This window comes from Aeromicrobium sp. WCS2018Hpa-31 (genome assembly GCF_031843905.1).
GTDB lineage: Bacteria > Actinomycetota > Actinomycetes > Propionibacteriales > Nocardioidaceae > Aeromicrobium.
Window position 1 is genome coordinate 233,865 of record NZ_JAVTJF010000001.1, and the last position, 25,854, is coordinate 259,718.

General features: G+C 72.2%; 23 protein-coding genes. 17 read left to right on the forward strand and 6 right to left on the reverse strand.

The window, feature by feature from the left end:
- Positions 1 to 9: 9 nt before the first annotated feature.
- Positions 10 to 1,485 carry an LCP family protein gene (locus RQG84_RS01120; RefSeq protein ID WP_311208483.1) on the forward strand — a complete coding sequence of 492 codons (1,476 nt, stop codon included), beginning with the start codon at positions 10 to 12 and terminating at the stop codon, positions 1,483 to 1,485.
- A complete protein-coding gene (locus RQG84_RS01125) occupies positions 1,479 to 3,113 on the forward strand; it encodes a CDP-glycerol glycerophosphotransferase family protein (protein WP_311208484.1) in 1,635 nt (544 codons plus the stop codon). The genes RQG84_RS01120 and RQG84_RS01125 overlap by 7 nt, the downstream gene beginning before the upstream one ends.
- 13 nt (positions 3,114 to 3,126) lie before the next feature.
- Here the strand turns inward: RQG84_RS01125 and RQG84_RS01130 are convergent, their stop codons facing one another.
- From RQG84_RS01130 to RQG84_RS01140, 3 genes are all read right to left on the reverse strand, one after another.
- On the reverse strand, positions 3,127 to 3,924 hold the full coding sequence (locus RQG84_RS01130) for an ATP-binding cassette domain-containing protein (RefSeq protein ID WP_311208485.1): 798 nt from the start codon (positions 3,922 to 3,924) through the stop codon (positions 3,127 to 3,129).
- Positions 3,908 to 4,780: an ABC transporter permease gene (locus RQG84_RS01135; RefSeq protein WP_311208486.1), complete on the reverse strand. Its 873-nt coding sequence runs from the start codon at positions 4,778 to 4,780 to the stop codon at positions 3,908 to 3,910. The genes RQG84_RS01130 and RQG84_RS01135 overlap by 17 nt, the downstream gene beginning before the upstream one ends.
- 76 nt (positions 4,781 to 4,856) lie before the next feature.
- A complete protein-coding gene (locus RQG84_RS01140) occupies positions 4,857 to 5,528 on the reverse strand; it encodes a TIGR03089 family protein (RefSeq protein ID WP_311208487.1) in 672 nt (223 codons plus the stop codon).
- A gap of 149 nt (positions 5,529 to 5,677) precedes the next feature.
- Between RQG84_RS01140 and RQG84_RS01145 the strand changes: the two genes are divergently transcribed.
- From RQG84_RS01145 to RQG84_RS01155, 3 genes are read left to right on the forward strand one after another with little or no spacing between them, the layout of a single operon-like run.
- On the forward strand, positions 5,678 to 5,932 hold the full coding sequence (locus RQG84_RS01145; RefSeq protein ID WP_055970219.1) for a WhiB family transcriptional regulator: 255 nt from the start codon (positions 5,678 to 5,680) through the stop codon (positions 5,930 to 5,932).
- Positions 5,933 to 5,986: 54 nt separating this feature from the next.
- Entirely contained in the window at positions 5,987 to 8,818 is a 2,832-nt protein-coding gene (locus RQG84_RS01150) for a glycosyltransferase family 2 protein (RefSeq protein WP_311208488.1), read from the forward strand.
- A 14-nt stretch (positions 8,819 to 8,832) separates the two neighbouring features.
- Positions 8,833 to 10,254, forward strand: coding sequence for a DUF5719 family protein (locus tag RQG84_RS01155; RefSeq protein ID WP_311208489.1), 1,422 nt, complete (start codon positions 8,833 to 8,835; stop codon positions 10,252 to 10,254).
- A 34-nt stretch (positions 10,255 to 10,288) separates the two neighbouring features.
- Here the strand turns inward: RQG84_RS01155 and RQG84_RS01160 are convergent, their stop codons facing one another.
- The gene (locus tag RQG84_RS01160) at positions 10,289 to 10,738 is read right to left on the reverse strand and encodes a metallopeptidase family protein (RefSeq protein ID WP_311208490.1); all 450 of its coding nucleotides are present in this window, start codon (positions 10,736 to 10,738) and stop codon (positions 10,289 to 10,291) included.
- 49 nt (positions 10,739 to 10,787) lie between these two features.
- Between RQG84_RS01160 and RQG84_RS01165 the strand changes: the two genes are divergently transcribed.
- From RQG84_RS01165 to secA, 12 genes are all read left to right on the forward strand, one after another.
- Positions 10,788 to 11,123, forward strand: a complete 336-nt coding sequence (locus RQG84_RS01165) for a DUF3499 domain-containing protein (RefSeq protein WP_055968889.1) — start codon at positions 10,788 to 10,790, stop codon at positions 11,121 to 11,123.
- Entirely contained in the window at positions 11,124 to 12,485 is a 1,362-nt protein-coding gene (locus tag RQG84_RS01170) for a phosphomannomutase/phosphoglucomutase (protein WP_311208491.1), read from the forward strand. It abuts the gene before it with no gap.
- A gap of 18 nt (positions 12,486 to 12,503) precedes the next feature.
- Positions 12,504 to 12,674, forward strand: a complete 171-nt coding sequence (locus RQG84_RS01175) for a Trm112 family protein (protein ID WP_082480477.1) — start codon at positions 12,504 to 12,506, stop codon at positions 12,672 to 12,674.
- Between the two features lie 42 nt (positions 12,675 to 12,716).
- A complete protein-coding gene (ahcY, locus tag RQG84_RS01180) occupies positions 12,717 to 14,159 on the forward strand; it encodes an adenosylhomocysteinase (RefSeq protein ID WP_055968883.1) in 1,443 nt (480 codons plus the stop codon).
- Between the two features lie 49 nt (positions 14,160 to 14,208).
- Positions 14,209 to 14,901, forward strand: coding sequence for an MtrAB system response regulator MtrA (mtrA, locus tag RQG84_RS01185; protein ID WP_311208492.1), 693 nt, complete (start codon positions 14,209 to 14,211; stop codon positions 14,899 to 14,901).
- Positions 14,902 to 14,941: 40 nt separating this feature from the next.
- Entirely contained in the window at positions 14,942 to 16,486 is a 1,545-nt protein-coding gene (mtrB, locus tag RQG84_RS01190) for an MtrAB system histidine kinase MtrB (protein ID WP_311208493.1), read from the forward strand.
- Positions 16,483 to 18,231: a GerMN domain-containing protein gene (locus RQG84_RS01195; protein ID WP_311208494.1), complete on the forward strand. Its 1,749-nt coding sequence runs from the start codon at positions 16,483 to 16,485 to the stop codon at positions 18,229 to 18,231. The genes mtrB and RQG84_RS01195 overlap by 4 nt, the downstream gene beginning before the upstream one ends.
- Positions 18,232 to 18,315: 84 nt before the next feature.
- Entirely contained in the window at positions 18,316 to 19,083 is a 768-nt protein-coding gene (locus RQG84_RS01200) for a phosphoribosyltransferase family protein (RefSeq protein WP_311208495.1), read from the forward strand.
- Positions 19,084 to 19,113: 30 nt separating this feature from the next.
- Positions 19,114 to 19,770 (forward strand): ribosome hibernation-promoting factor, HPF/YfiA family, encoded by a 657-nt coding sequence (gene hpf, locus RQG84_RS01205; RefSeq protein WP_311208496.1) that lies wholly within the window; start codon positions 19,114 to 19,116, stop codon positions 19,768 to 19,770.
- A 32-nt stretch (positions 19,771 to 19,802) separates the two neighbouring features.
- On the forward strand, positions 19,803 to 20,468 hold the full coding sequence (locus tag RQG84_RS01210; RefSeq protein WP_235492860.1) for a response regulator transcription factor: 666 nt from the start codon (positions 19,803 to 19,805) through the stop codon (positions 20,466 to 20,468).
- A 77-nt stretch (positions 20,469 to 20,545) separates the two neighbouring features.
- A complete protein-coding gene (locus RQG84_RS01215; RefSeq protein WP_311208497.1) occupies positions 20,546 to 21,751 on the forward strand; it encodes a DNA glycosylase AlkZ-like family protein in 1,206 nt (401 codons plus the stop codon).
- 109 nt (positions 21,752 to 21,860) lie between these two features.
- Positions 21,861 to 24,569, forward strand: a complete 2,709-nt coding sequence (gene secA, locus RQG84_RS01220; protein ID WP_311208611.1) for a preprotein translocase subunit SecA — start codon at positions 21,861 to 21,863, stop codon at positions 24,567 to 24,569.
- Between the two features lie 76 nt (positions 24,570 to 24,645).
- On the opposite strand, the gene RQG84_RS01225 is transcribed toward secA, so the two are convergent.
- On the reverse strand, positions 24,646 to 25,137 hold the full coding sequence (locus RQG84_RS01225; RefSeq protein WP_311208498.1) for an Rv3235 family protein: 492 nt from the start codon (positions 25,135 to 25,137) through the stop codon (positions 24,646 to 24,648).
- A complete protein-coding gene (locus RQG84_RS01230; RefSeq protein ID WP_311208499.1) occupies positions 25,134 to 25,793 on the reverse strand; it encodes a LysM peptidoglycan-binding domain-containing protein in 660 nt (219 codons plus the stop codon). The genes RQG84_RS01225 and RQG84_RS01230 overlap by 4 nt, the downstream gene beginning before the upstream one ends.
- Positions 25,794 to 25,854 lie beyond the last annotated feature (61 nt).

Below are 25,854 nucleotides of genomic sequence, written 5' to 3' on the forward strand. Positions count from 1 at the left end.
CGAGGAACCATGACACGTCGTCGCGCGAAGGTGCTCAGCCGTGGACCCGACGTCGACGACCTGACACCCCGGTTGCGGTTCCGTCGCGCCCTCCGCCTGTGTCTCATGTCGGCCGTGGCACCAGGGTCGGCGCAGCTGGCCGTCGGCAACCGCTGGGTCGGTCGCATCGCTCTCACGGTGTACGTGCTGCTGCTCGCCGGGCTGGCCTACCTCGTGTGGACCTACCGAGGTGACCGCGCCGGCATCATCGGGCTGGTCACCGACCCCGACGTGCTCCAGGTCTTCCGCATCGGCGTCGGCGTGCTCGCGGTGGCCTGGGCCGCCCTCTTCATCGACGCCTGGCGCCTCGCGCGTCCGCTGCGCCTCACGCCCGCGCGGGCCGGCCTCGTGGTGGTGCTCAACACCGCCCTGGTCGTCGGCGTGCTCGGCTCGGCGGTCTACGCCTCGCGCGTGAGCACGGCGAGCCGTGACGCCGTGAAGGAGGTGTTCTCGGCCGAGACCACCAGCCCGCCGCTGGCCGGTCGCTACAACATCCTGCTCATCGGCTCGGACTCCGGCAAGGACCGCACCGGCATCCGGCCCGACTCCATGACGGTGGCCAGCATCGACGCCTCGAGCGGCAGGACGGTCCTGGTCTCGCTGCCGCGCAACCTGCAGAACGTGCCGTTCCGCGAGTCGTCGCCGATGCACCAGCTGTACCCGTTCGGCTACAACTGCGGCTCCGAGTGCCTGCTCAACGCCGTGCACACGGCGGCCGAGAACCGGGACGACCTCTACCCCGGTGCCGCCGACCCCGGGCTCGAGGCGACCATCGACGCCGTCGAGGGCGTCACCGACCTCTCCATCAACTACTACGTGATGATCAACCTCAAGGGCTTCCGCTCCCTGGTCGACGCGGTCGGCGGCGTCGAGATGGACGTCAAGACACGGCTCGCGATGTTCGGCAAGGAGGACGCCTACAAGCAGACGTACATCGAGCCCGGACGCCAGAACCTCGACGGCAACCAGGCGCTCTGGTACGCCCGCAGCCGGATCCAGTCCGACGACTACACGCGCATGGGACGCCAGAAGTGCCTCATGGTCGCGATGCTCGACCAGATGAGTCCGCAGAAGGTGCTCCTCAACGCCACCGACATCGCCAAGTCGGGCGCGGAGCTCCTGTCGACGAACATGCCCTCGGAGGCGCTCGGCGAGTTCGCCGACATGGCCCTGAAGGCCCGCAGCACGAAGATCCGGACGGTCTCGCTCGTCCCGCCGGTCGTCTCCACGGTGACCCCGGACTACCCGCTCATCCAGGACATGATCAAGCAGGCCATCATCGAGACGCACGGTGGCGACGCCAACAAGGGCGAGACGTCGGCCGAGCCCGAGTCGTCCGCGACACCGGACCCGAGCGACCCGACGCAGACGCCCTCCACCGATCCCTCGGAGGACCCGAGCCAGGCCGCGGCGAACAACGTCGAGGACCTGGACGCCGCGTGCTGAGTGCCGCCGACCTGGAGGGCGCGAAGGGCTTCGTCGACGCGATCGACGTGGACGCCGACGCGGGCACGGTCACGCTGCACGCCCACCTGCGGGTGCCGGACACACGAGTCGACGAGCGGCCAGGCCTGGACGCAGAGCTGCGGCTCGGCGACGTCCGGGTCGGGGCGCGATGGGTGGAACGGCCGGACCGCCGCGTCCGGTACGGCCCCTGGTCCGCACTGGTCGCCGAGGTGCCCCTCGACGCGTGGCCGCGGGGCGTCGTCCGCCCCGAGCTGTCCGCCGGCGGCTCGGCGCTGCGTCTCCGCCCGACACGGGCCCTGTTCAGGAACGCCGCCCTCGGGTCCCACGGCGACGTCGCCCTCGACGTGCGCGCCGACGGCGACGCGGTCGTGGTCGAGCTGCTCGACGGCGGGGATCGTGCGGCGGCGCGGCTGAGGCGCCGCTCCGACCTGCGTGCGGTGCGCCGGCGCGAGCCGCTGTGGGGCTGGCGGGTCGTCCGTGCCCTGACCGGGTGGATGCACCGCCGCCCGCTCTGGCTGGTGGGGGAGCGACGTGACACCGCGCAGGACAACGGCGCGGCGCTCTTCGCGCACCTGCGCCGGCACCGGCGCGACCTGCGGGCCTACTACGTCGTCGAGCGGGGCACTCCGGGCTGGGACCGGATGCGTCCGCTCGGTCGCGTGGTGGCCCACGGGTCGTGGCGGCACCGGCTGCTGCTGTGGCACGCGAGCCACCTCGTCAACGCCTTCGACCCCGACGTCTACGGCATCCCGGAGGCGTGGGGGCGTGACGACTACGTGCGCCACGTCCGGCCCCGGGTCGGCACCCGCCGGGTGTTCCTCCAGCACGGCGTCGTCTACCGCGACCTGGCGCCGGTCATCGGACGGCTGGTCGCCGGGTACGACCTCGTGCTCACGTCCGCAGCGGCCGAGCGTGACTGGATCGCCGGACGGCTCGGGTACGGCGACCGTGCGGTGCTCACCGGGCTGCCTCGCCACGACCTGCTCGTCCGCGAGCCTGCTGCCGGGGGCCCTCGGGTCCTCTTCGCGCCGACGTGGCGGGCCGACCTGGTCGTGCCCTCCTACCGTGAGGGCGGCGGTGGCCCCGTCGAGGGCGTCGAGGAGTCCGGGTACGCGCAGCTCGTCCGTGGGGTCGTCGAGCACCCCGCGCTGGCCGCTGCGCTCGAGCGTCACGGCGCCGTGCTGGAGGTCCTGCCGCACTACGAGGCGCGGGGTCTGCTCGCCGACCTGGTGGACGCCCGGTCGGACGTGCGACTGGTCGACCAGGACCGTGAGGAGTTCGGTGCGGTGCTGCGCCGCGCCTCCGTCTTCCTCACCGACTACTCCTCGACGTTGTTCGACGCGGCCCTCCTCGGCCTGCCGGTGGTGGCGGCCCACGTCGACCCCGCGTTCGAGCAGGCCGGTCGCCCACACGCGTTCGAGGTCGACGAGATCGGCATCGCCACCGTCGTGCGCGACGTCGACGCCGCCGTCGCAGCGGTGGTGGAGCGGCTGGACGCCGGGCGTCGTGACCCCGCAGCCGACGCCGCGGTGGACCGCTTCTTCGCCCATGCCGGCGACCAGGGAAGCGGGGCCCGGGCGGTCGCCGCCATCGAGGCCATGCCGTGATCGGAGGGCGCGGCTACTTGGACTTCTCGTAGGCGGGGATGACCTCGTCGGGCGGTCCGTCCATCATCAGGACGCCCTTGTTGATCCAGATCACCCGGTTGCAGGTGTCGCGGATCGAGCGCATCGAGTGGCTGACCAGGAACACGGTGCCGGCGTTGTCGCGGATCTCGCGGATGCGGGCCTCGCTGCGGTCGCGGAAGCCCTTGTCGCCGACGGCGAGCGCCTCGTCGACGATGAGGATCTCGTGGTCCCGCGCCGTGGCGATCGCGAACTTCAGGCGCGCGGTCATGCCGGAGGAGTAGGTGCGCATCGGCAGGTCGATGAAGTCGCGGATGCCGGAGAACTCGACGATCTCGTCGTACTTCGCCTCGATCTCGTCGCGGGACAGACCGAGCGCCAGTCCGCCCAGGATCACGTTCCGCTCGCCCGAGAGGTCCTTGATGAGCGCGGCGCCGACGCCCAGCATGCTCGGCCGTGACGACGCGTAGATCGCGCCCTTGGAGGTGGGGGTCAGGCCCACGATCGCGCGCATGAGCGTCGACTTGCCCGAGCCGTTGGAGCCGATGACGCCGATGCTGTCGTTCTCGTAGGCCGTGAACGAGACCCCCTTGAGGGCGTGCACGGTGCGGGTGCCGCGCGAGCGCTGCATCAGCTTGCGGCCGGAGTCGGCGGCCGTGGCCCGCTTGCCGGTGGCCAGCACCTTGTACTCGACGTGCACGTCGACCACCTCGACGACGGGGCGTCGAGCGGGGGATCCGGTCGGCTGGCCCACGTTCGCGGCGGGCACGCTGCCGTCAGTCTGTTCGGCCATAGCGCTCCTCGGCTGCCCAGAAGAAGACCGTGCCGAACACCAGCACGGCGACCGACCAGGCGGATGCATAGCCCCAGAAGTGCCAGGGCATGGCGTACTCGGGTCCGTCCAGCAGTACGGCCCGGCCGAGCGAGAGGAACTCGTGGATCGGCTGGGCGTCGGCGACGGCGCGGAAGATCGAGCCCTCGTCGAAGCGCTGGTCGATGCTGTAGAAGATGCCCGAGGTGTAGAAGAAGAACCGCGAGATGAACGGCAGCAGCTGCGTCAGGTCACGGAAGTGGACCGTGAGGCGTGCCGTGATGAGCGTGAGGCCCGTGTTGAACACCGTGAAGAGCAGCACGAGCGGGAGGAGGAGCAGCCACTGCGCGTCGGGGACGTTCCCGAACACCACGGCGACGATCGCCATGATCACGACCATGGGGACGTACTGCATGAAGCGCTGCACCACCAGTGCCAGGGGCAACGACATCCGGGGGAAGCTGAGGCTCTGCACGAGTGCTGCGTTGGAGGTGATCGACTTCGCGCCCGTGGTGAAGCAGGTCGAGAAGTACTCGAACATGAGCACCCCGATGACCAGGAAGGCGACGAAGTCCTCGACACCCCGGCTGGTCTGCAGCAGGAAGCCGAACACCAGGCCGTACACGGCGGCGTTGAGGAGGGGCTTGAGGACCACCCATCCCATGCCGAGACGGTTGCGGCCGTTCTCCGCCTCGAGCCGGTAGCGGGCCAGCGAGTAGATGAACTCGCGCCGGCGGAAGACGTCGGCCAGGTATCGGGGAAGCGGCGGACGGCCACCGACCTTGCTGAGACCGTGACGGCCCCCGGTCTGCACGACGTTCGCGCTCTGACGACTCATGCGGTCCGAGGGCCTTTCTGTCGTCGTGGCGGCGGGCGGGGAAGGGGATGCAGCCGTCGAAAGTGTAGAGGATGGCTCAGTGGACGACGTGTGCCCGTTCCTGCTCCGCGACTCGCGTCAGCTGCTCGGCGTCGGCACCCGCCACGACCACGAGAGATCCGCCGCCGCGCAGGGCGCCCACCAGGAGCAGCGCGTCCCGGCGGAGGTCGCCGGGCTCCACGAGCACCCGCCGCGGGTCGGGAGCCCCGAGCTCGACGAGCCCGGCGTGGTCGAGCGGGTCCGCGCCGGCCAGGTCGAGGGCGGCCGACCCGGCGTCCGGGACGTCCAGGGGCGTGAACGCGTCCGGTTGCCCCGGGACGACGCTGGCGAGGTCGACGAAGCCCTCCGGCGGGCTGACGAAGGGGCCACCGAGCGGACGCAGCGACGCGGCCAGACGCACCGGCTCGTCGCCGACGAGGTCGGGGCCGCTGACCCCGATGTCGGCGTCGCGGTCGACGACGACCGCCCCCACGGTCCAGGAGGAGAGCAGCCACACGAAGCGCAGCCAGTGGCTCGGCAGGCCGATCCGGACGCGGGTCCCGATCTCGGCGTCGAGCTCGTCGACGAGCAGGGACGCCGTCTTCGCGACCCAGTTGGCGGTGGTCGTGGCACTCAGCTCCACCCGCTCGCCGGTCGTGCGGTCGTCCCAGGTGAGCAGCGGTCGACCGGGTTCGCGGACGGCGGGGAGGAGGTCGGCGAGGGTGGGCATGGGTCCATCCTCCCGCCGAGGTGCGAGCGCCGGCGGGTGGGGCGGGTGAGCGTGACGCGGCCCCTGGAAGGCGGCGCGACACGCCGGAGGTTCCGCGGATCGTGCAATTCCGCTTGACGTATGGCAGCGCCAGGCGTGTAATTACGGACATGTCATTCGATCTGGGTCTGCCACTGTCGCCCGAAGAGGAGCTCATGTGGCAGGAGCGTGCGCTCTGTGCCCAGACCGACCCGGAGGCGTTCTTCCCCGAGAAGGGCGGCTCGACCCGGGAGGCCAAGCGGGTCTGCCTCACCTGCGACGTCCGGGGCGAGTGCCTCGAGTACGCCTTGGCCCACGACGAGCGGTTCGGCATCTGGGGCGGGCTCTCCGAGCGGGAGCGGCGCAAGCTCAAGAAGCGCGCCTGAGGCGGCGTCCGGGCGCACCCGGCCGCACTTTCGCCCCCCGCTAGGTTGGCGGGCATGGACGAGCCCGGCACCGACGACGAGGCACCTGTCGTCCCCGCGTGGCGATCGTCGCCTCCGACGGTGGGGGCGGTCCTCGTCACCCACAACGGAGCCCGGTGGCTCCCGCAGGTGCTGGCCTCCTTCGCCGCCCTCGAGCACGACCCGACCCTGTGGCGGGTCGTCGACGTCAGCTCCACCGACGACGGGGCCGACCTGGTCCGCTCCTCGTTCGGTGCGGACCGCATCACCTATGCACCGGCCGGGACCGGCTTCGGCGAGGCCGTCCACCGGGCGGTCTCGGCCATGCCGCGCACGGACTGGATCTGGCTCCTGCACGACGACGCGGCGGTGCGTCCCGACACGCTGGCAGCCCTCCTCGACGAGGCCACCACGGCGGACGACATCGCCGTGGTCGGTCCCAAGATCCGGGAGTGGCCGTCCCTGCGGCGCCTCGTCGAGGTGGGTCTGACCGTCACGTCCACCGGTGCCAGGGAGACCGGGCTGGAGACGGGGGAGCCCGACGCCGGGCAGCACGACTGGCCGCGCGACGTGCTCGCGGTCAACACGGCCGGCATGCTCGTGCGTCGCGACGTGTGGGACGAGCTGGGCGGGATCGACGCCGAGCTCCCTCTGTACTTCGACGACGTCGACCTCGGCTGGCGCGTGGCACGGGCCGGGTACCGCACCCGGATCGCCCCGCGGGCCGTCCTCTTCCACGCCGAGGCCTCGCGTCGCGGGACGCGCCGCCGGGTGGCGGGCGACGTCGAGCCCTGGGAGCAGCGACGGGCAGCGCTCCACGTGCAGCTCGCGAACGTGTCCGGTCGCCGGTTCTGGTGGCAGTACCTCCGGCTGCTGGCCGGGACCCTCCTGCGCACGCTGGGTCTCCTCGTCGCCCGCGACCCCGAGGCGGCCGGCGACGAGCTGCAGGCACTGGTCTCCGTCTACGGACACCCCGGGCGGCTGCGCGACGCCCGGCGGAGCCGGATCGGCACCGCCCGGCGCGACGACCGGGAGGTCCGACACCTGTTCGCGCCGTTCTGGCTGCCCTACCGGCACGGGTACGACGCCGCGCGCGACGCGGTCGTGGCGCTCGTGCGACCCGAGTCCGTCGAGACGACGGGACGCCGGTCCACGGCCGATGAGGGCGTCGGCGACGCGCCGCTCGACGACGGGCCGTCGCTGTGGAGGCGGAGGCCCTGGCTCGTCACGGTGTCGGTGCTCGTGCTCCTCTCGCTCATGGCCGCCCGGGGGCTCTTCGTCGGGCCGGCGGGGAGCTCGCTCACCGGTGGGGCGCTCGGTGCCACCCCCGGCTCGGCGGGGGAGTGGTGGCGGATCTGGTTCGAGCGCAGCCACGACGTCGGCCTGGGCAGCACCGACCCGGTGCCCACGACGGTCCTGCTGCTGGCGCTCGCCTCCACGCCCGTGTGGTTCGCGCCGGGGCTCGTCGTCGGACCGCTCCTGCTGCTGGCCGTCCCCCTCGCCGGGCTCACGGCTCACCGTCTGGGTCGGCGCCTCACCGACCACCGCAGGCTGCGGATCGTCTGGGCGGTCGGCTACGCACTGACGGTCGTCGCCACGGGAGCGGTCTCCGAGGGTCGGCTCGGGACGGTCGTCGCGCTCGTGGTGCTGCCCATCGTGGTCACCACGACGCTGCAGCTGGCCGACCACGGGGAGGCGCCGCGCCGGACGGCCCTGCGGTGGGGGATCTGGGTGGCCGTGGGCACGGCCTTCGCCCCCGTGGTGCTCCTGCTGGCCGTCCTCGGTCTCGGGGTCCTGCTGCTGGTCGACCGCAGGCTCGTCCGGCCGGCGCTGATCGGCGTGGCGGTCGCCGTGGTCCTGGTGGGCCCGTGGCTGCTCACTCGTGTGCTGCACCCGATGCTGTGGTGGTGGGAGAGCGGGGAGCTCCTGCCCGGCGCCGGGCCCGGGTGGCGGACCGCGCTCGGGCTCGTCGTCGGCCGGGCGGGCTCGCCGGAGCAGGCGCCCCTCTGGCTCGGGGCGGGGCTCGTCGTCCTGGCGGTCCTGGCGCTCCTGCCGCGGGCCACGCGCTCGGTCGCCGGAGTGTGCTGGGTGCTGGGACTGCTGGCCCTGGCGGTCGCGGTCGTCGGCGTCGTCGTGGACGGTGCCGTCCCGGGGAGCCCGGTCGCGGTGCAGCCGTGGGTCGGTGTCCCGGTCGGGGCCGTGGTCCTGGCGCTCGGCACGGCTGCGCTGATCGGCGTGCCGACCCTGCTGGCCGACCGGGGCCGGAGCGCAGGAGTCGCGGTGCTGCTCGTCGCGCTGGTCCTGCCCGTCGGCACGGGGGCCTGGTGGGTGGCCCGCGGTGTCGCCGACCCCATCGACCGGGCTCGTCCCGACAGCGTCCCGGCCTTCCTCACGGAGCGTCCCGGTGACACGCTGGTCGTCTCCGGCTCGACCGCCGAGGGGGTCCAGGTCTCGGTCGTCCGCGGCGAGGGGCCCGTGATCGGCGAGGAGGGCCTGCGGCCGTCCGAGCGTTCCACGGCGGACCTCACGGCCGCGGTGGAGTCGGTGCTGTCGGCGCCGGGTGCCGACGGGATCCGGCGGCTGGGCGCCCTGGGCATCGACGCGGTGTACGCCCCCGACGTGGACGCCGACGTGGCCCGAGCCCTCGACGCCGCGCCCCTGCTGGAGCCCTCGGGCAGCGACGCGCCGACGTCGCGCGTCTGGACGATGGTCGAGCCGGCCGACCCGCCCGCCGTCGACGGGGTGCCGTGGCGGCCGTGGGTCGCCGGGGCTCAGCTGGTGCTGTGGCTCCTCGCCATCGTGCTCACCGCGCCGGTCCGGCGCCGCGAGAGCACCCTCGAGGACGACACCGAGGAGGTCCGGGCATGAGTGGAGGTCCGGGCATGAGTGGAGGAACGCGCGTGCGCGGTGGATCGCGATCTCGACCCGCACCCGGCGGAGGTCGCGGGCTCGCCCTCGCCGTGCTGCCGGTGATCGCGGCGGGCCTGGTCGTCGTGGCCGGGCTCGCGCCCGCCGCGCCCGGGTCCACCGAGGCGCCGCGCCCGGTGCCCGCGCGCGAGACCACCTACGCCTGCACCGGGGCGCCCGACCTCGCGACGGGCCAGGTAGACGCCGGATCCTCGACGTCGGCACGAGCGCTGCCCGGTGGCGCCGCCGTCGACGGTGCCGCCGACCCGCGGACCTGGGTCCGCTCGGAGCTCGACGACGCGCTGGGCGACGACGCCGACGCGCTCGTCGTCACGCAGCGCGGCACGGGGTCCGGCGCGGTCGGCTTCGTCTCCGGGACCCTCGACGAGGACCAGGGCGAGGGTCTCGTCGTCGGCCGGTGCCCGGGTGTCGTCGACGACGCCTGGTACGCCGGGCTCGGCTCGGGCCAGCGCCACCTGAGCGACCTCGTGCTGACGAACCTCGCCGACACCCCGGCCGTCGTCGACGTGTCCCTGTGGTCGGCGGACGGCCCCGTCGACGCGGTGGGCGGAGACGGTCTGGTCGTCGAGCCGGGCGACACCCGCACGGTGCCCCTGGCCGACCTCGCGGCGGGCGAGCCCGACCTCGGGGTGCACGTCGCCCGCCGTCGAGGTGCCGTCGCGGTCTCCGTGCTCGACACGTCCACGGGCGCCTCGCAGGGCTCGGAGCTCGTGAGCCCGACACCCGAGCCCGCGCGCCGCCTCGTGCTGGCCGGGCTCCCGGCCGGGGAGCGCGGCCGCACGCTCCACGTGCTCAACCCGTCGGGGTCGACGGCCCGCGTCGCGGTCGAGGTGCTGGGATCGGACGGTGCGTTCGTCCCCGAGGGCCTCGGCGAGGTGAAGGTCGGGGCCGGGCGGGTCGTGTCGGTCGACGTCCCGCGCAGCGCCGGGTCAGGGCGCGTCGCCCTCCGCCTGGTCGCCGACACCCCGGTCGTCGCGACGGCCTCGGTGTCCCCGACCGGCGACGACACGGCGACGACGGAGGCCGTAGGACCGTGGACCGGCCCGGCGGTCGTGCCGGTCAAGGGAGGCCTCGGTGTGCCCGAGCTCGTGCTCAGCGCCCCCGGCGCCGACGTGGACCGACGGGTCGTCCTCGAGGCCCGTGACGCCGACCTCGAGGTGGTGTCGCGGGCCGAGGTCGCGGTCCCCGCGGGCACCACGATCGGGGTGGACCCCGACGACGAGCTCGACCTCGACGGCGCGACGTCACTCGTGGTCCGCTCGACCGGGGGCGTGGTGGGCGCGGCGCAGTTCAGCGACGGCGACCGGCGAGCGAGCCTGGCGCTGATCGCTGCCCCGACGGACGTCCTCGCACCACGGGTCCGACCGGCGCCCTGAGCCCGGCCCACGACCCGGCCGTGCCGATCGTGGCTCAGCGAGGGTCGAGGTCGTCGGGGGAGACCTGCCAGACCTCGGCGAGACGGTGCAGGACGACGTCCCACACCCGGTCCTCGAGCTCGATCCGGCTCGTGCAGCGGTCGGTGAGCGGTCGGCGGTAGAGCACCACGAGGGCCACGTCGCCGCGTCGCGACACGTTGCTCAGCGGCACCTCGTCGGTCCAGTCGGCCGGGAGCAGGGGCACGTCCTCGACGACGACCTCGACCTCGTCGGGCTCGGCGTCGAAGTGCTTCTCGAGCGGCGCGAGCACGCCGGCGACCAGGTGGTCGAACTCCTCGCGGGGCGTCCGGTGGGCCGGGACGCTCGACGGTGACAACGGGCCGGGCAGGGCGAGTGGCCCGCGCGCAGCGCGTCGGCGGGCCCGCATCCGACCGGGCCGGGGTCCGCTCACCGCCCCGCCGAGGTGCTGCAGACGTCCCGCCACACCGTGAGCCTAACGGCCCGGAGGCCGATCACACGGCTACGCTCGGCGAGTGGGTGCTGTTCGACGCTGCACGCGGTCCGCGTGCTCCCAGCCGGCTGTGGCGACGCTGACCTATGTCTATGCCGACCAGACCGCGGTGCTCGGCCCGCTGGCCACGGCGGCCGAGCCGCACACCTACGACCTGTGCGAGGCCCACTCCGCCCGGTTGTCCGCGCCCAACGGCTGGAGCGTGCTGCGGCTCGCACCCGACCCGTCCACGGTGCGCCCGAGCCACGACGACCTCCTGGCGCTCGCCGACGCGGTGCGCGAGGTGGGCCGCCGACGTCCGCGTCCCGCACCGGGACCACCGGGACTGACCCTGGTCCCCCCACCGAACGAGGACTGAATGCACGCACGGCTGCGCCCTGTCGTCAAGGCCTACGACGTCCGTGGTCGGGTCCCCGACCAGCTCGACACCGCGATCGCGCGGGCGCTGGGCGAGGCCTTCGCCGACGAGGTGGGGATCTCAGGAGGCCGGGGACGCGCCGTGGTCGGCCGCGACATGCGGGCCTCCTCGCCCGACGTCGTCCGAGCGGTCGCCGACGGGATCCGGTCGCGCGGGGCCGACGTCGTCGACATCGGGCTCGCCTCCACCGACATGCTCTACTGCGCGTCCGGCGTGCTCGACGTCCCGGGCGTCATGGTCACCGCCAGCCACAACCCGGCGGCCGACAACGGCCTCAAGCTGTGCCGCGCGGGCGCACGGCCGATCGGTCTGTCCACCGGCCTGGCGGCCATGGCCGAGGCAGCCGGTCCGCTGCTCGAGCGTGAGGAGTCCGCGGTGCCGGCACCGGTCGGCACCGTCGAGTCGCTGGAGTTCCTGACCACCTACGCCGACACGCTGCTGCGCCTGGCGCCGGTCGAGGGCCGTCGGCTGAAGGTCGTGGTCGATGCCGGCAACGGCATGGCCGGGCACACGGTCCCCGCCGTGCTGGGCCGCCTCGACCTCGAGTTGATCGGTCTGTACCTCGAGCTCGACGGCACCTTCCCGAACCACGAGGCCAACCCGCTCGACCACACCACCCTGGTGGACCTGCAGGCCGCAGTCCGTGAGCACGGGGCCGACCTCGGCCTGGCGTTCGACGGGGACGCCGACCGCTGCTTCGTGATCGACGAGCACGGCGACGTCGTCGCGCCGTCCGCCATCACGGCGCTCGTGGCCTCGCGCCACCTGCTCCTCGAGCCCGGCGCCACCATCCTGCACAACGTCATCTGCTCGCGGGCCGTCCCCGAGATCGTCACCGAGCGCGGGGGAGTGCCCGTCCGGACGCCGGTCGGCCACTCGCTGATCAAGGCGGAGATGGCCCGCACCGGAGCGGTCTTCGGCGGCGAGCACTCCGGGCACTTCTACTTCCGCGAGTTCTACCTCGCCGACTCCGGGATGCTGGCGGCGCTGCACGTCCTGGCCGCCCTGGCCGAGACCGACTCCACGGTCAGCGCCCTCATGGCGGAGTACTCGCGCTACAGCGCGTCGGGCGAGATCAACAGTCGGGTCGACGACGCAGACGCCGTGATCGAACGACTCGTCCGCTCCTACGCCGACCACGAGCGGGACCGGCTCGACGGCCTGACGGTCACCGCCGCCGACTGGTGGTTCAACGTGCGGGCCTCCAACACCGAGCCGCTGCTGCGGCTCAACGTCGAGGGTGCCGACGAGGCCACCATGGGACGGGTGCGCGACGAGGTGCTCGCCGCGATCCGGTCCTGACCCCTCTAGAGTGGACGCATGATCCTCGACCCCGCACTCCTGGAGATCCTGGTCTGCCCGCAGTGCCGGTCGTCGCTGTTCGTCGACCACGACGCGTCGGAGCTGGTGTGCCAGGCCTGCAGCCTCGCCTACCCCGTCCGTGACGACATCCCGGTGATGCTGGTCGAGGAAGCGCGCGCTCTCTCCTGACTCCCCCCACGGACCAGGGGCGGGCCGGGTATCCTGGGCGACATGGATTTCAACGTCGCTGACCTGTCGCTCGCCGAGTTCGGACGCAAGGAGATCGAGCTCGCCGAGCACGAGATGCCGGGCCTGATGGCCATGCGCGAGCGCTTCGGGGACAAGAAGCCCCTCGCGGGCGCCCGCATCGCCGGTTCGCTGCACATGACGGTCCAGACCGCCGTGCTGATCGAGACCCTCGCCGACCTGGGTGCCGACATCCGCTGGGCCACCTGCAACATCTTCTCCACCCAGGACCACGCGGCCGCTGCGGTCGTCGTCGGCCCCCACGGCACGCCGGACGACCCGCAGGGCGTCCCGGTCTTCGCCTGGAAGGGCGAGAGCCTCGCCGAGTACTGGGACGAGGCCGAGAAGGTCTTCGACTTCCCGGGCGTCGACGGCGAGGTGGGTGGACCCAACATGCTCCTCGACGACGGTGGCGACATCACGATGCTGCTGCACCTCGGCGTCGAGTACGAGAAGGTCGGCGCCGTGCCGCCCCAGGATTCCACCGACAACGAGGAGTTCAAGGAGGTGCTGCGCGTCCTCGCCCGCTCGCTGGAGAACGACCCCAAGCGCTGGACGAACCGCGCTCCGCTGGTCAAGGGCGTCTCCGAGGAGACCACCACCGGCGTGCTGCGTCTCTACGACCGCTTCCGCGAGGGCACGCTGCTCTTCCCGGCGATCAACGTCAACGACTCGGTCACCAAGAGCAAGTTCGACAACAAGTACGGCTGCCGCCACTCGCTCATCGACGGCATCAACCGCGCCACCGACGTGATGATCGGCGGCAAGGTCGCCGTCGTGTGCGGCTACGGCGACGTCGGCAAGGGCTCGGCGGAGTCCCTGCGCGGCCAGGGTGCGCGCGTCATCGTCACCGAGATCGACCCGATCTGCGCCCTCCAGGCCGCGATGGACGGCTACGAGGTCAAGCGCCTCGAGTCCGTCGTCGAGACGGCCGACATCTTCATCACCACGACGGGCAACTTCGACATCATCACCGTCGAGCACTTCGAGAAGATGAAGAACCAGGCCATCGTCGGCAACATCGGCCACTTCGACAACGAGATCAACATGGCGGGCCTGGCCAAGATCCCCGGCATCGTCAAGGACGAGATCAAGCCGCAGGTCCACCAGTGGATCTTCCCCGACGGCAAGAAGATCATCGTGCTCTCGGAGGGTCGCCTGCTGAACCTCGGCAACGCCACCGGCCACCCGTCGTTCGTGATGAGCAACTCCTTCACCAACCAGGTGCTCGCGCAGGTCGAGCTGTTCACGAAGGCCGACCAGTACGAGCTGGGCGTGCACGTGCTGCCCAAGCACCTCGACGAGGAGGTCGCCCGTCTGCACCTCGACGCCCTGGGCGTCGAGCTCACCGAGCTCACGAAGGAGCAGGCCGCGTACCTCGGCGTCGACGTGGCGGGGCCGTACAAGTCGGACCTCTACCGCTACTGAGGGTGGTGAGAGCGAGCACGATGGTCCGGCACACGGCGGTCGAGCGTCGATGAGCTACCGGCGCAGCAAGCGCGACCGGGTGCTCGTCGTCGACGACGACGCGTCGCTCGCCGAGATGCTGACCATCGTGCTCGAGGCCGAGGGCCTCACGACCCTCGTCTGCCGGTCCGGTGACGAGGTGATGACGGCCTTCGGGGCGTTCAAGCCCGACGTGGTGCTGCTCGACCTCATGCTGCCCGGCATGGACGGCATGAAGGTGTGTCGGCAGATCCGCGCCGGCTCGGCCGTGCCGATCATCATGCTCACGGCCAAGTCCGACACCCCCGACGTGGTGCGCGGTCTCGAGGCCGGGGCGGACGACTACATCACCAAGCCGTTCAAGAACACCGAGCTGGTGGCGCGGGTGCGGGCACGCCTGCGTCGCACCGATGCGGTGGGCGAGGTGCTCGAGTTCGGCGACATCGTGCTCGACCCGGCGGCCCACACCGTGAGCCGCAAGGGTCGTTCGCTCGACCTGACACCGCTGGAGTTCGACCTGCTGGCGTGCCTGCTGGGCAACCCCGAGCAGGTGTTCACCCGCGAGGTGCTCCTCGAGCGCGTGTGGGGGTACCACCACCCGGGCGACACCAAGCTCGTGAACGTCCACATGACCCGGCTGCGGTCCAAGATCGAGGACGACGCCGAGTCGCCCGAGGTGATCCGCACCGTGCGCGGCGTGGGCTACCAGGCCATCGCGCCATGACGACGTCGCCGGCTCCGGCCACCCGGCGCCGGCGGGCCACGTGATCCGGCGGGTCGCCTCGCTCTGGCGTCGCTCGCTGCAGACGCGGGTGGTGACCAGCACCGTCCTGCTCGTGGCGCTGGTGGTGGGTCTCGTGGGGTGGGCCCTGCTGCAGCAGGTCGCCGACGGTCTCACCGAGAGCCGAAGCGACACCGCGGTGGCCGAGGCCCGGACGGGTTTCGAGAAGGCCCAGGCCGAGCTCGACGCGGCGGTGGAGACGCAGCCCCAGGCACAGGCTCCCACCCTGACCCAGCTGGTCGACTCCGTCACCGACACCGACAGCGAGAACCGTGCCTACGAGCTCGTGCTCGAGGGGCCGCTCGGCTCCGGCAGCGGGGCACCCCCGGTCCGCTCGTCGGCCGAGCTCGCCCCGGGGTCCCTGCCGACGGACCTGCGAGCGGAGGTGCTGGACGGTCCGGGCGTGTTCTGGCGCTACTCCGAGCTGTCGCTCGTGGGTGCCGACGCCAGCCCGGCCGTGGTGGTCGGCAGTCAGCTGCGGTCGCCGGGGACGGGCGACACCTACGCCCTCTTCTACCTGTTCTCCCTCTCCGAGCAGCAGCAGACGCTGTCGCTCGTGCGCAACGCGCTGCTGCTCGGCGGCCTGGCCATGGTGCTCATGGTCGGCGGGGTCGCCTTCATCGTGTCGCGCCAGGTCCTCACGCCCGTCCGGCTGGCCCGACGCATCGCGGAGCGGTACGCCGCCGGCAGCCTCGAGCAGCGCATGCACGTGAGTGGCGAGGACGACATCGCCCGGCTGTCCACGTCGTTCAACCAGATGGCCGCCAGCCTGCAGAGCCAGATCCGACGTCTCGAGGACCTCTCGCGTCTGCAGCAGCGGTTCGTCTCCGACGTCTCCCACGAGCTGCGCACCCCGCTCACGACGGTGCAGATGGCGAGCGAGGTGCTGTTCGACGCCCGGCGTCGCTTCGACCCCCAGACGGCTCGCTCGACCGAGCTCCTCAAGCGGGAGCTGGACCGGTTCGAGGAGCTGCTGTCGAACCTGCTCGACCTCAGCCGGTTCGACGCGGGAGCGGCGCAGCTCGAGCTCGCCGACGTCGACCTCGCGCGGGTGGCCCGCGCCGCGGCCGAGGACCCGATCCTGTCGCGCGGCGGCATCGTGGGCCGTGCGGTGGGTGCAGATCGTCCGGCGGTGGTGCAGGCCGACATCCGCCGCATCGACCGGATCGTGCGCAACCTCGTGGCCAACGCGGCGAAGTACAGCGGGTCCGACGTCGTCGAGATCGAGGTCGCGCAGGACGCGTTCGCGGTCTCCCTCGCGGTCCGCGACTTCGGCGTGGGCCTGCAGGGTGACGAGAACCTGCGGGTCTTCGACCGGTTCTGGCGCGCCGACCCGGCGCGCACCCAGGGCGGCACCGGCCTGGGTCTGGCGATCTCGCGCGAGGACGCCGTGCTGCACGGCGGCACCCTCCAGGCGTGGGGCAGGGCGGGCGAGGGCAGCGAGTTCGTGCTGACCCTCCCACGCGTCGTCGACCCGGCCAGACGTTCCGTCGCGCCGCTGCCCGTGGTCCGCAGGGTCTTCGCATGAGGGGCCTGCGGCTGGTCGCCGCGGCGGCCGTCCTGGTGGTCGCGGCCGGCTGCTCGGGCATCCCGACCGGCGGGACCGTGCAGCAGGTCCGGGAGGACGACGACCTCGGCCAGAGCACGGTGCGCTACGCCCCGGCCCCGCCGAGCCCGGGCGCCACGCCGCAGCAGGTGGTCTCCGGCTACCTCGACGCGATGCTCGCGTTCCCGCCGTCGACCGGTGTGGCCGAGCAGTACCTCACGCAGGGCGCGGCGGAGCGCTGGAACCCGGCCGCCGCCACGCACGTCTACCGCGACCCGCTGGTGTCCGCCGTGCGTGCGGACCGTCGCGACGACGGGGTGCAGGTGGAGCTGACCGCACGGGGGGTGCTCGACCTCGACGCGCGCGGTCGCGTCGAGCCCGCCGCCACCCGGGAACGACGCTCGTTCGGCCTGCAGCAGGTGGACGGGGAGTGGCGGATCTCGGCACCGCCGGAGGGCCTGCTGGTCACCGAGAAGTTCTACACCGACTACTACCGGGCGTTCCCGGTGTTCTTCTTCGACCGCTCCGGTGAGCGCCTGGCGCCCTCGGTGGTTCACCTGCCGGCGGGTGAGCAGCTCGCGACGTCGCTCGTGACGTCGCTGGCGCGGGGTCCGTCCGACCCCACCGCCCAGCTCCGGACCTACGTGCCCGGCCTGGGCGACCTGCGCCCGTCGGTCCCGGTGGACGCCGAGGGCGTCGCCGAGGTGGACCTGGGGCCGGAGGCCGCGCAGCTGTCGGTCGCCGACCAGGGGCGTCTGGCGGCACAGCTGGTCTGGACGCTGAGCCAGGTCCGCGACGTGACCGGTGTGCGGGTCTCGGCGGGCGCCACCGTGCTGACACCGCGGGGGCAGCGGGTCCAGCCGGTCGGGTCGTGGCGGCGGTACGTGCCGCGCGCCGTGGAGTCGGGGCCCTTCGCCGTGCTCGACGGGGAGGACGCCGGCGTCGTCGAGATCGTGGGTGCCACGATCCGCCAGGTGCCCGAGGCATGGGACGTCGAGCCGGACGAGACCGCCGCCATCGATGTGGGGCCGTCGCGGGTGGCCACGCTGTCCCGCTCGGGCGACGCGCTCGTGGTCCGCAGGACGACGGGCGAGGACCGGGTGGAGGTCGCGGTGACGGACCTCGTCTCGGCCCGGTGGCTCCCCGACGACGTGCTCGTCGTCGTCGACCGCCCCGGCGGCGGGTCGCGGGTGCGGGTCGTCGAGCCGGACGCCACGCGATCGATCCCGTCGGCGGCGCTCGCGTCGCTGGACGTCACGTCGTTCGCCCTCTCGCCCGACGGGTCGCGGTACGCCATCACCACCGCTGGCGGGGGTTCCGGGCCGGGGGCGGAAGACGGTACCGGCGGGGGCGGCCGGGTCCGCATCGGGGCTGTGGAGCGGTCCGCCGACGACCGCGTGGTGGGACTCGGTGCGTCCGTCGCGCTGCGATGGGACGTCGGCCGGCCGGCCTCGGTGGCCTGGGTCGACGGAGCGCGTCTGGCGTTCCTCGCTGACACCGACCTGGGGCGGCAGGTCTTCGAGGGCATGGCCGACGGCACGGAGCTGGAGGGTGGCGGGGCCGGCGGAGCCCCGGTGCTGCCCGACGTCGGTGCTCGGACCCTCGTGGTCGCGGGGGAGCAGCGCTGGGCCGTCGACCGGCGCGACCGGCTCTGGTACCTCGGGCCCGGAGCCACCTGGACGCGGCTCGGCGTCGGAGCGGTGAGCACGCTGTCCCCAGGGGTCTGATCCCGCCGAAGGGTCGGGGTCCCCTCGTCCACACCCTGCGGGGCACCCCTGGTGCGAGGTCCCTGGCCGGCCCACGCTCGTGGGGTGGACCCTCTGCTCGCCGCGGCCGACCTGCTGCTCGGCGCTGCCTGTGCAGGCTGCGGGTGCCCGGCCGTGGACCTGTGCGGACCGTGCCGGCGCAGGATCGCTCCGCGACCGCGCCTGGTCGCCGAACGACCGGTCCCTGTCGTGGCGGTCGGGGAGCACGACGCTGTGCTGCGTGACGTGATGCTGGCCTGGAAGCGGGGTGGACACACGCGGCTGGGCCCGACGATCGGTGCGCTCGTCGCGGCGTCCGTGTGCGCGCTCGAGCCGGGCCCCGCGGTCTGCCTGGTGCCGGTGCCGACCACGCGACGCGGCCGACGTCGTCGCGGGGGTGACCTGCTGACGAGCGCGGTGCAGGAGGCCTCGCGTCGCCTGGAGGCGGTGGGGCTGCGGTCGACGGTGGTGCCCGCCCTGACTTTCGAGCGGGAGCCGAGGGACCAGGTGGGCCTGGCCGCACGGGAGCGTCGGGGGAACCTCGACGGCGCGCTGCGACGGTCGCGTCGTCGCCTGCCCGGTGGTGCGGACGTGGTGGTCGTCGACGACGTCGTCACCACGGGGGCCACGCTGGCCGAGGCCGTCCGCGTGCTCGTCTCCGACGGCGTCGGGGTGCTCGGTGCCGCCGTCGTGGCGGCACGTCCGGCGCCCGGATCGACCACGGAGGACGTCCGCGAGGGCCGGGGTCGCGGGCGGGGACACCCGCCGTTCGGGACGAACTCGGCCGTCCTCTGGAATATGGGCCCCCGGCGGTCTACGGTCACTGATATGTGAAACGCACGACCGAGCGCAGGGAGGCCCTCCATGGAAATCGTCGTCAACGGCCGGAACAGCGAGATCTCCGAACGATTCCGCGAGCACGTCCAGGACAAGCTGCACCGGATCGAGAAGTACGACCAGCGCCAGAAGATCCACCGCGTCGAGGTCGAGGTCACCCACGAGAAGAACCCTCGTCAGCACGAGCACGCCGCGCGCGTCGAGATGACCCTGCGCTCCAGGGGGCCGGCGGTCCGGGCCGAGGCGAGCTCCACCGACCAGCACTCGGCGCTCGACTCGGCGATCGACAAGCTGGAGGCGCAGCTGCGTCGGGCGACCGATCGCCGCCGGATCAGCCACGGCAAGCGTCGACCCACCTCGATCGCGGAGATGCCGGCCGACCTCTCGACCGACCTGCTCGACGGCAGCCAGGACGACCCCGACGTGGAGACCACCACGATCGCCGGGGTGCAGGTCCAGGGCGACTGCCCGCTCGTGGTGCGCGAGAAGACGCACAGCGGCGTCCCCATGACCCTCGAGCAGGCGCTCTACGAGATGGAGCTGGTCGGTCACGACTTCTACCTGTTCCTCGAGAAGGACTCGATGCGTCCGAGCGTCGTGTACCTGCGCAAGGGCTACGACTACGGCGTCATCCACCTCGACGTCGACGAGTCGGGCACGGTCGAGGGCGGGATCGCCCCCTGACGCGAACGCGCGCTGCGTGGCATGATGCGGAGGTGACTTCTCGGGCACCTCGTATCCGCGTGCTGCTCGTCGACGACCAGGAGCTGTTCCGTCGTGGCGTGTCGATGGTGCTGAGCGCCGACGCCGACCTCGAGCTCGTCGAGGTCGGCGACGGCGACCAGGCCATCGCGGCGGTGGAGGAGACCCCGGCCGACGTGGTCCTGCTCGACGTCCGCATGCCGGGTCGGTCCGGGGTCGAGGTCTGCAAGGCGATCAAGGCCATCTCGCCCTCGACCGGCATCATCATGCTGACCGCCAGCGACGAGGAGTCCGACCTCTACGAGTCGATCCGCAGCGGCGCCTCCGGGTACCTGCTCAAGGACGGCTCGACCTACGACCAGGTCGCCGAGGCCGTTCGGCTCGTGGCGGCGGGCCAGTCGCTGATCAGCCCCAGCATGGCCACCAAGCTGCTCGACGAGTTCGTGCAGATGTCGCGCAGCCCGGCGCCGGCCACGGCGCAGCTGACCCAGCGCGAGCTGCAGGTGCTGCGGCTGGTCGCGAAGGGGCTGAGCAACCGTGAGATCGCCGAGGAGCTCTACATCAGCGAGAACACGGTCAAGAACCACATCCGCAACATGCTCGAGAAGCTGCAGATGAAGTCGCGCATGGAGGCAGCCATGTACGCGGTGCGCAGCAACCTGCTCGACGACTCGGTCTGAGCGCTCCCGGGGTCGTGGTCGATCCGCGGTGACGGCTCCTGCAGGTTCCGTCCGTGCGGCAGGGCAGGATCGGCGGTGTGACCGAACGACTCACGACCCTGCAGGCCCGCCGGATCGCCCTCGCGGCGCAGGGCTTCACGCGTCCCCGCCCCGACGCGGTCGAGCGGCGCCACCTGGTCTCGACGCTGCGCCGTCTGGGCTTCTTCCAGATCGACTCGGTGAACGTGCTGCAACGGGCCCACTACCTGCCGCTGTACTCACGCGTCGGGCCGTACGACCTCGAGGTCTTCCATCGTGCGGCAGGGCGCGCACCGCGCGCGATGTTCGAGTACTGGGCGCACGTCGCGACCTTCGTCGACGTCGACCTGTGGCCGGCCATGCAGCACCGCATGGCGGGCCGTCGCGGTCTGTGGGGCGGGCCCGAACGGGTGGCGCAGGAGCAGCCCGACCTCGTCGACGCCGTGCTGGAGCACGTGGCCACGCACGGTCCGCGCACCGCTCGCCAGGTCGACGCCGCCGTCGGTGAGGAGGCCGATCGGGACCGGTCCCACTGGGGCTGGAACTGGTCGGCCACGAAGAACGCGCTCGAGTACCTCTTCCACACCGGGCAGCTCACGTCGGCGCGACGCACCGCGCAGTTCGAGCGCCAGTACGACCTGCCCGAGCGGGTGATCCCCGCGGCGGTGCTGGCGCGACCCGCGCTCGACGAGGCCGAGGCGCACCGGGTCATGGTCGAGCACGCGGCGCGAGCCCATGGGGTCGCCACCGCCCCGTGCCTGCGCGACTACTTCCGCTCCGCGCCCGAGCCCACGCGGGCCGCCATCGAGGACCTGGCCGACGCCGGCGTCCTGCTGCCGGTCCAGGTCCGTGGGTGGGACCGGCCGGCCTGGTTGCACCACGAGGCCGTCCGGCCGCGCGCGGTGCGCGCACGCGCCCTGCTCAGCCCGTTCGACCCGGTCGTCTTCGAGCGCGAGCGTGCGGAGCGGCTGTTCGGCTTCCGCTACCGCATCGAGATCTACGTGCCCGAGGCCCAGCGCGAGTTCGGGTACTACGTGCTGCCCTTCCTGCTCGGCGACGACCTGGTCGCCCGCGTCGACCTCAAGGCGGACCGGTCGCGCGGCACGCTCGTCGTGCACGGCGCCTGGGCCGAGGTCGGTGCGCCGGTCGACACCGCGGCCGAGCTCGCCGAGGAGCTGCGCACCATGGCGGCATGGCTCGGTCTCACCGCGATCGAGATCGGCCACCGTGGCGACCTCGTCGAGGGGCTGCGCGACCGGGTGTAGGGGTCCGGAGACGGGGTCCACGACCCGACCCCGGACGTCAGGCCGCTCGGCATAGACTGCGAGAAGCCCGACTTACCAACTCAGGAGTGCGTCCACCGTGCCCAAGGTCATCGACAAGATCCTCCGCGCAGGCGAAGGCAAGATCCTGCGACAGCTCGCCGCGATCTCCAAGCAGGTCAACGCGCTCGAGGACGAGTTCCGCGAGATGAGCGAGGACGAGCTGCGCGGCATGACCGCCGAGTTCCGTGAGCGCCTCGAGAACGGCGAGACCCTCGACGACCTGATGCCCGAGGCGTTCGCCACGGTGCGCGAGGCCGCGAGCCGGGTGCTCGGGCAGCGGCACTTCGACGTGCAGGTCCAGGGCGGCGCCGCGCTGCACCTCGGCAACATCGCGGAGATGAAGACCGGTGAGGGCAAGACCCTCGTCGCGACGCTTCCCAGCTACCTCAACGCCCTCACGGGCAAGGGCGTGCACGTCATCACGGTCAACGACTACCTCGCGCGGTACCACGCCGAGTGGATGGGTCGCGTCTACACGTACCTCGGGCTCAGCGTCGGCATGATCCTGCCGAGCATGACCCCGCCGGAGCGCCGCGACGCCTACGCGTGCGACATCACCTACGGCACCAACAACGAGTTCGGCTTCGACTACCTGCGCGACAACATGGCCGACGACATCGCGGCCTGCGTCCAGCGCGGCCACAACTTCGCCATCGTCGACGAGGTCGACTCGATCCTCATCGACGAGGCCCGCACGCCGCTCATCATCTCCGGCCCCACCGAGGACGAGGTGAAGTGGTACGGCGAGTTCGCGCGCATCGTGGGCGCGATGACCATCGACGTGCACTACGAGGTCGACGAGAAGAAGCGCACCGTCTCGGTCACCGAGGAGGGCATCGACCGCGTCGAGGACCAGCTCGGCATCGACAACCTCTACGACGCGGTGAACACCCCGCTCATCAGCTTCCTCAACAACGCCATCAAGGCCAAGGAGCTGTTCCGGCTCGACAAGGACTACGTGGTCCTCGACGGCAACGTGATCATCGTGGACGAGCACACCGGCCGCATCCTCGACGGACGTCGCTACAACGAGGGTCTGCACCAGGCCATCGAGGCCAAGGAGGGTGTGCGGATCCGCGAGGAGTACCAGACCCTGGCGACCATCACGCTGCAGAACTACTTCCGTCTGTACGACAAGCTCGGCGGCATGACCGGCACGGCCATGACCGAGGCGAGCGAGTTCGACAAGACCTACTCGCTCGGCGTGGTGCCCATCCCCACCAACAAGCCGGTGGCCCGCGCCGACCAGCCCGACCTCGTCTACCGCACGGAGGCGGCCAAGTTCGATGCCGTGGTGGAGGACATCGCGGAGCGGCACGCGTCCGGGCAGCCGATCCTCGTCGGCACCACGAGCGTCGAGAAGAGCGAGCGACTCTCCAAGCTGCTGCGCAAGCGCGGCATCCCGCACGAGGTCCTGAACGCCAAGCAGCACGAGCGCGAGGCGGCCATCGTCGCCGTCGCAGGTCACCGTGGTGCGGTCACCGTCGCCACCAACATGGCCGGCCGAGGTACCGACATCATGCTCGGCGGCAGCGTCGAGTTCCTGGCCGACGCGGCCCTGCGCAAGCAGGGTCTCGACCCGCTCGAGAACGCCGAGGAGTACAGCGCCGCCTGGCCGGCCACGCTCGAGCGCATCGAGGCCCAGGTCGCCGAGGAGAAGCAGGCCGTCACGGACGCCGGCGGCCTCGCGGTCATCGGCACCGAGCGCCACGAGTCGCGCCGCATCGACAACCAGCTGCGTGGACGTTCGGGCCGTCAGGGCGACCCGGGCGAGACCCGCTTCTACCTGTCGCTCGAGGACGACCTGATGCGCCTGTTCAAGGCCGACTGGGTCAACTGGGTGCTCCAGACGATGAAGATCCCCGACGACGTGCCCATCGAGAACAAGCGCGTCACGGGTGCGATCGCCTCGGCCCAGAGCCAGGTCGAGTCGCAGAACTTCGAGACGCGCAAGAACATCCTCAAGTACGACGACGTCATGAGCCGCCAGCGCGAGGTCATCTACGGCGAGCGCCGCAAGGTGCTCGAGGGCGCCGACCTGCAGGACCAGGTCACGACCATGATCACCGACACGGTCACCGGCTACGTCAACGGCGCCACCGAGGGCTTCCCCGAGCAGTGGGACCTCGAGCAGCTGTGGACCGCCCTCGGCACGCTCTACCCGGTCTCCCGCACCGTCGAGGAGATCGAGGAGGAGGCCGGCGGACGCGAGCACCTCTCCCGCGAGGGCCTGGTCGAGACCATGACCGAGGACGCGCTCGCCGCCTACGCGCGCCGCGAGGAGGAGCTCGGGGCTCCGGTCACCCGTGAGCTGGAGCGCCGCGTGGTGCTGAGCGTGCTCGATCGCAAGTGGCGTGAGCACCTGTACGAGATGGACTACCTGCGCGAGGGCATCGGTCTGCGGGCCTACTCGCAGCGTGACCCGCTCGTGGAGTACCAGCGCGAGGGCTTCGACCTGTTCAGCGCCATGATGGACAGCATCGCCGAGGAGTCGGTGGGCTTCCTGTTCAACCTCGACGTCCAGGTGGAGGAGAGCGCCGTCGACGAGACGCACGACCACCCGCACGTCCAGGCCAAGGGGCTGGAGCCCAAGGCGGAGCAGAAGCTCTCCTACTCGGCGCCGTCCGAGGACGGCGACGTCGAGGTGCGCGCCGACGACGAGGACCCCGCTGCCGACAAGCAGCGTCAGGCCAAGCAGAAGTCCAAGGCACGCCAGAAGACCAAGGCGCAGCGCCAGTCCCGCAAGCGCAACCGCTGAGCCGGGCTCGCCGGGTCCGAGGGCCCGGCGAGCGAGGACTCGTCCGGTCGCGGGCTGGTGGGGCCGAGGACGTGTCCTAGGCCCAGACGAGCGCGGTGCAGGTCCACACCTGACGCCCGCGGGGCGAGGTGACGAGCTCCAGCCGCAGGGCGACGGCGTGCGAGCGCCCGCGGTGCACCATGCGTCCGGTGACCTCGACCGCGCCCGCGTGCACGACGCTGAGGTGGACGGACGCCAGGCGTCCGCCGACGGCGCGCTCGTCGCGACGTCGGGGTCGTCCGGAGCGCTCGTCCGCCAGCGCGGTGACGAGGGCCGCGTGGGCGTCGGGCGTCATCCAGGCCGACAGCTGACGGGCCGGTCGGCCCCCGCAGAGCACCTCGGTGAGCCCCTGCATGAAGCGGGCGATCGGCGCTCGCAGCTGGCGTGCGAGCTCCTCCCCGTCACGGGTCCGTGGGACGGGGACCACGGACGAGGGTGAACCGGGCAGTGGCAGGGGCAGCTGGGCGGGGAGCGCGTCCTCGTCGGTGATGAAGCGCGCCGGGGTCCGGAGCTCGGTCGCGGCCCTCATGCTGCTCCTCCGGGGGCCACCAGGCGCTGGCCGGGACGGATGAGGTCGGGGTCGGAGCCGATGACCTCGAGGTTCTCGAGGTACCACCGCCTCGCCGCGTCGGCGATCTCGCCGTCGTGGGCCGAGGGCCCGAGCGAGCGTGCCGCGATGGACCAGAGGGTGTCGCCGGGGGCGACGAGCACGATCTCGCGTTCCTGCGGCGGGGGTGCCGACGGTTCGACCGGGGCCACGAGCACCGGCCGGTCGGGCAGCGACAGTCCGTCGAGTCCGACACCGGTGGTGCGGTGCCCGGTGTCGGACCGGTGCAGGGCACCCTGGTCGGTCGTCTGTCCATCCGGACGTGGATGGTCGACGCCGGCGTGGGCGGTGCTGATCCCGAACCCGGTGACGACCCCGGCGAGCAGGATGCCGCGCAGGGCGCGGGGGACCAGGCGTCCGGCGGCTCGGGCCGCGCCGCCGCCCAGTGCGCACGCGCCCAGGGCCAGCGACGTCCACGTCGCGACGGCGAGCAGGGCCAGCTCGATGAGTGCGCCCAGGGCCATGGGGAACGACGGCGAGGAGAGCTGGTCGAGGGTGGTGGGGACGTGCGGCAGGCGCAGGACGAGCGAGGTGAGGGCGAGGCTCCAGGTGGCGAAGCCGGTCCGGGACAGGCGCATCGGTCGTTTCCTTGCGTTTGACGACGTTTGATGACAGTGAAGGTCTGATCGTGTCGTTTCG

Excerpts from the sequence above, each read along its gene's own strand:
- RQG84_RS01120 (WP_311208483.1), top strand. The coding sequence starts at position 10 with ATGACACGTCGTCGCGCGAAGGTGCTCAGCCGTGGACCCGACGTCGAC.
- RQG84_RS01130 (WP_311208485.1), bottom strand. The coding sequence starts at position 3,924 with ATGGCCGAACAGACTGACGGCAGCGTGCCCGCCGCGAACGTGGGCCAG.
- RQG84_RS01135 (WP_311208486.1), bottom strand. The coding sequence starts at position 4,780 with ATGAGTCGTCAGAGCGCGAACGTCGTGCAGACCGGGGGCCGTCACGGT.
- RQG84_RS01140 (WP_311208487.1), bottom strand. The coding sequence starts at position 5,528 with ATGCCCACCCTCGCCGACCTCCTCCCCGCCGTCCGCGAACCCGGTCGA.
- RQG84_RS01145 (WP_055970219.1), top strand. The coding sequence starts at position 5,678 with ATGTCATTCGATCTGGGTCTGCCACTGTCGCCCGAAGAGGAGCTCATG.
- RQG84_RS01150 (WP_311208488.1), top strand. The coding sequence starts at position 5,987 with ATGGACGAGCCCGGCACCGACGACGAGGCACCTGTCGTCCCCGCGTGG.
- RQG84_RS01155 (WP_311208489.1), top strand. The coding sequence starts at position 8,833 with ATGAGTGGAGGAACGCGCGTGCGCGGTGGATCGCGATCTCGACCCGCA.
- RQG84_RS01170 (WP_311208491.1), top strand. The coding sequence starts at position 11,124 with ATGCACGCACGGCTGCGCCCTGTCGTCAAGGCCTACGACGTCCGTGGT.
- RQG84_RS01175 (WP_082480477.1), top strand. The coding sequence starts at position 12,504 with ATGATCCTCGACCCCGCACTCCTGGAGATCCTGGTCTGCCCGCAGTGC.
- ahcY (WP_055968883.1), top strand. The coding sequence starts at position 12,717 with ATGGATTTCAACGTCGCTGACCTGTCGCTCGCCGAGTTCGGACGCAAG.
- mtrA (WP_311208492.1), top strand. The coding sequence starts at position 14,209 with ATGAGCTACCGGCGCAGCAAGCGCGACCGGGTGCTCGTCGTCGACGAC.
- RQG84_RS01195 (WP_311208494.1), top strand. The coding sequence starts at position 16,483 with ATGAGGGGCCTGCGGCTGGTCGCCGCGGCGGCCGTCCTGGTGGTCGCG.
- hpf (WP_311208496.1), top strand. The coding sequence starts at position 19,114 with ATGGAAATCGTCGTCAACGGCCGGAACAGCGAGATCTCCGAACGATTC.
- RQG84_RS01225 (WP_311208498.1), bottom strand. The coding sequence starts at position 25,137 with ATGAGGGCCGCGACCGAGCTCCGGACCCCGGCGCGCTTCATCACCGAC.
- RQG84_RS01230 (WP_311208499.1), bottom strand. The coding sequence starts at position 25,793 with ATGCGCCTGTCCCGGACCGGCTTCGCCACCTGGAGCCTCGCCCTCACC.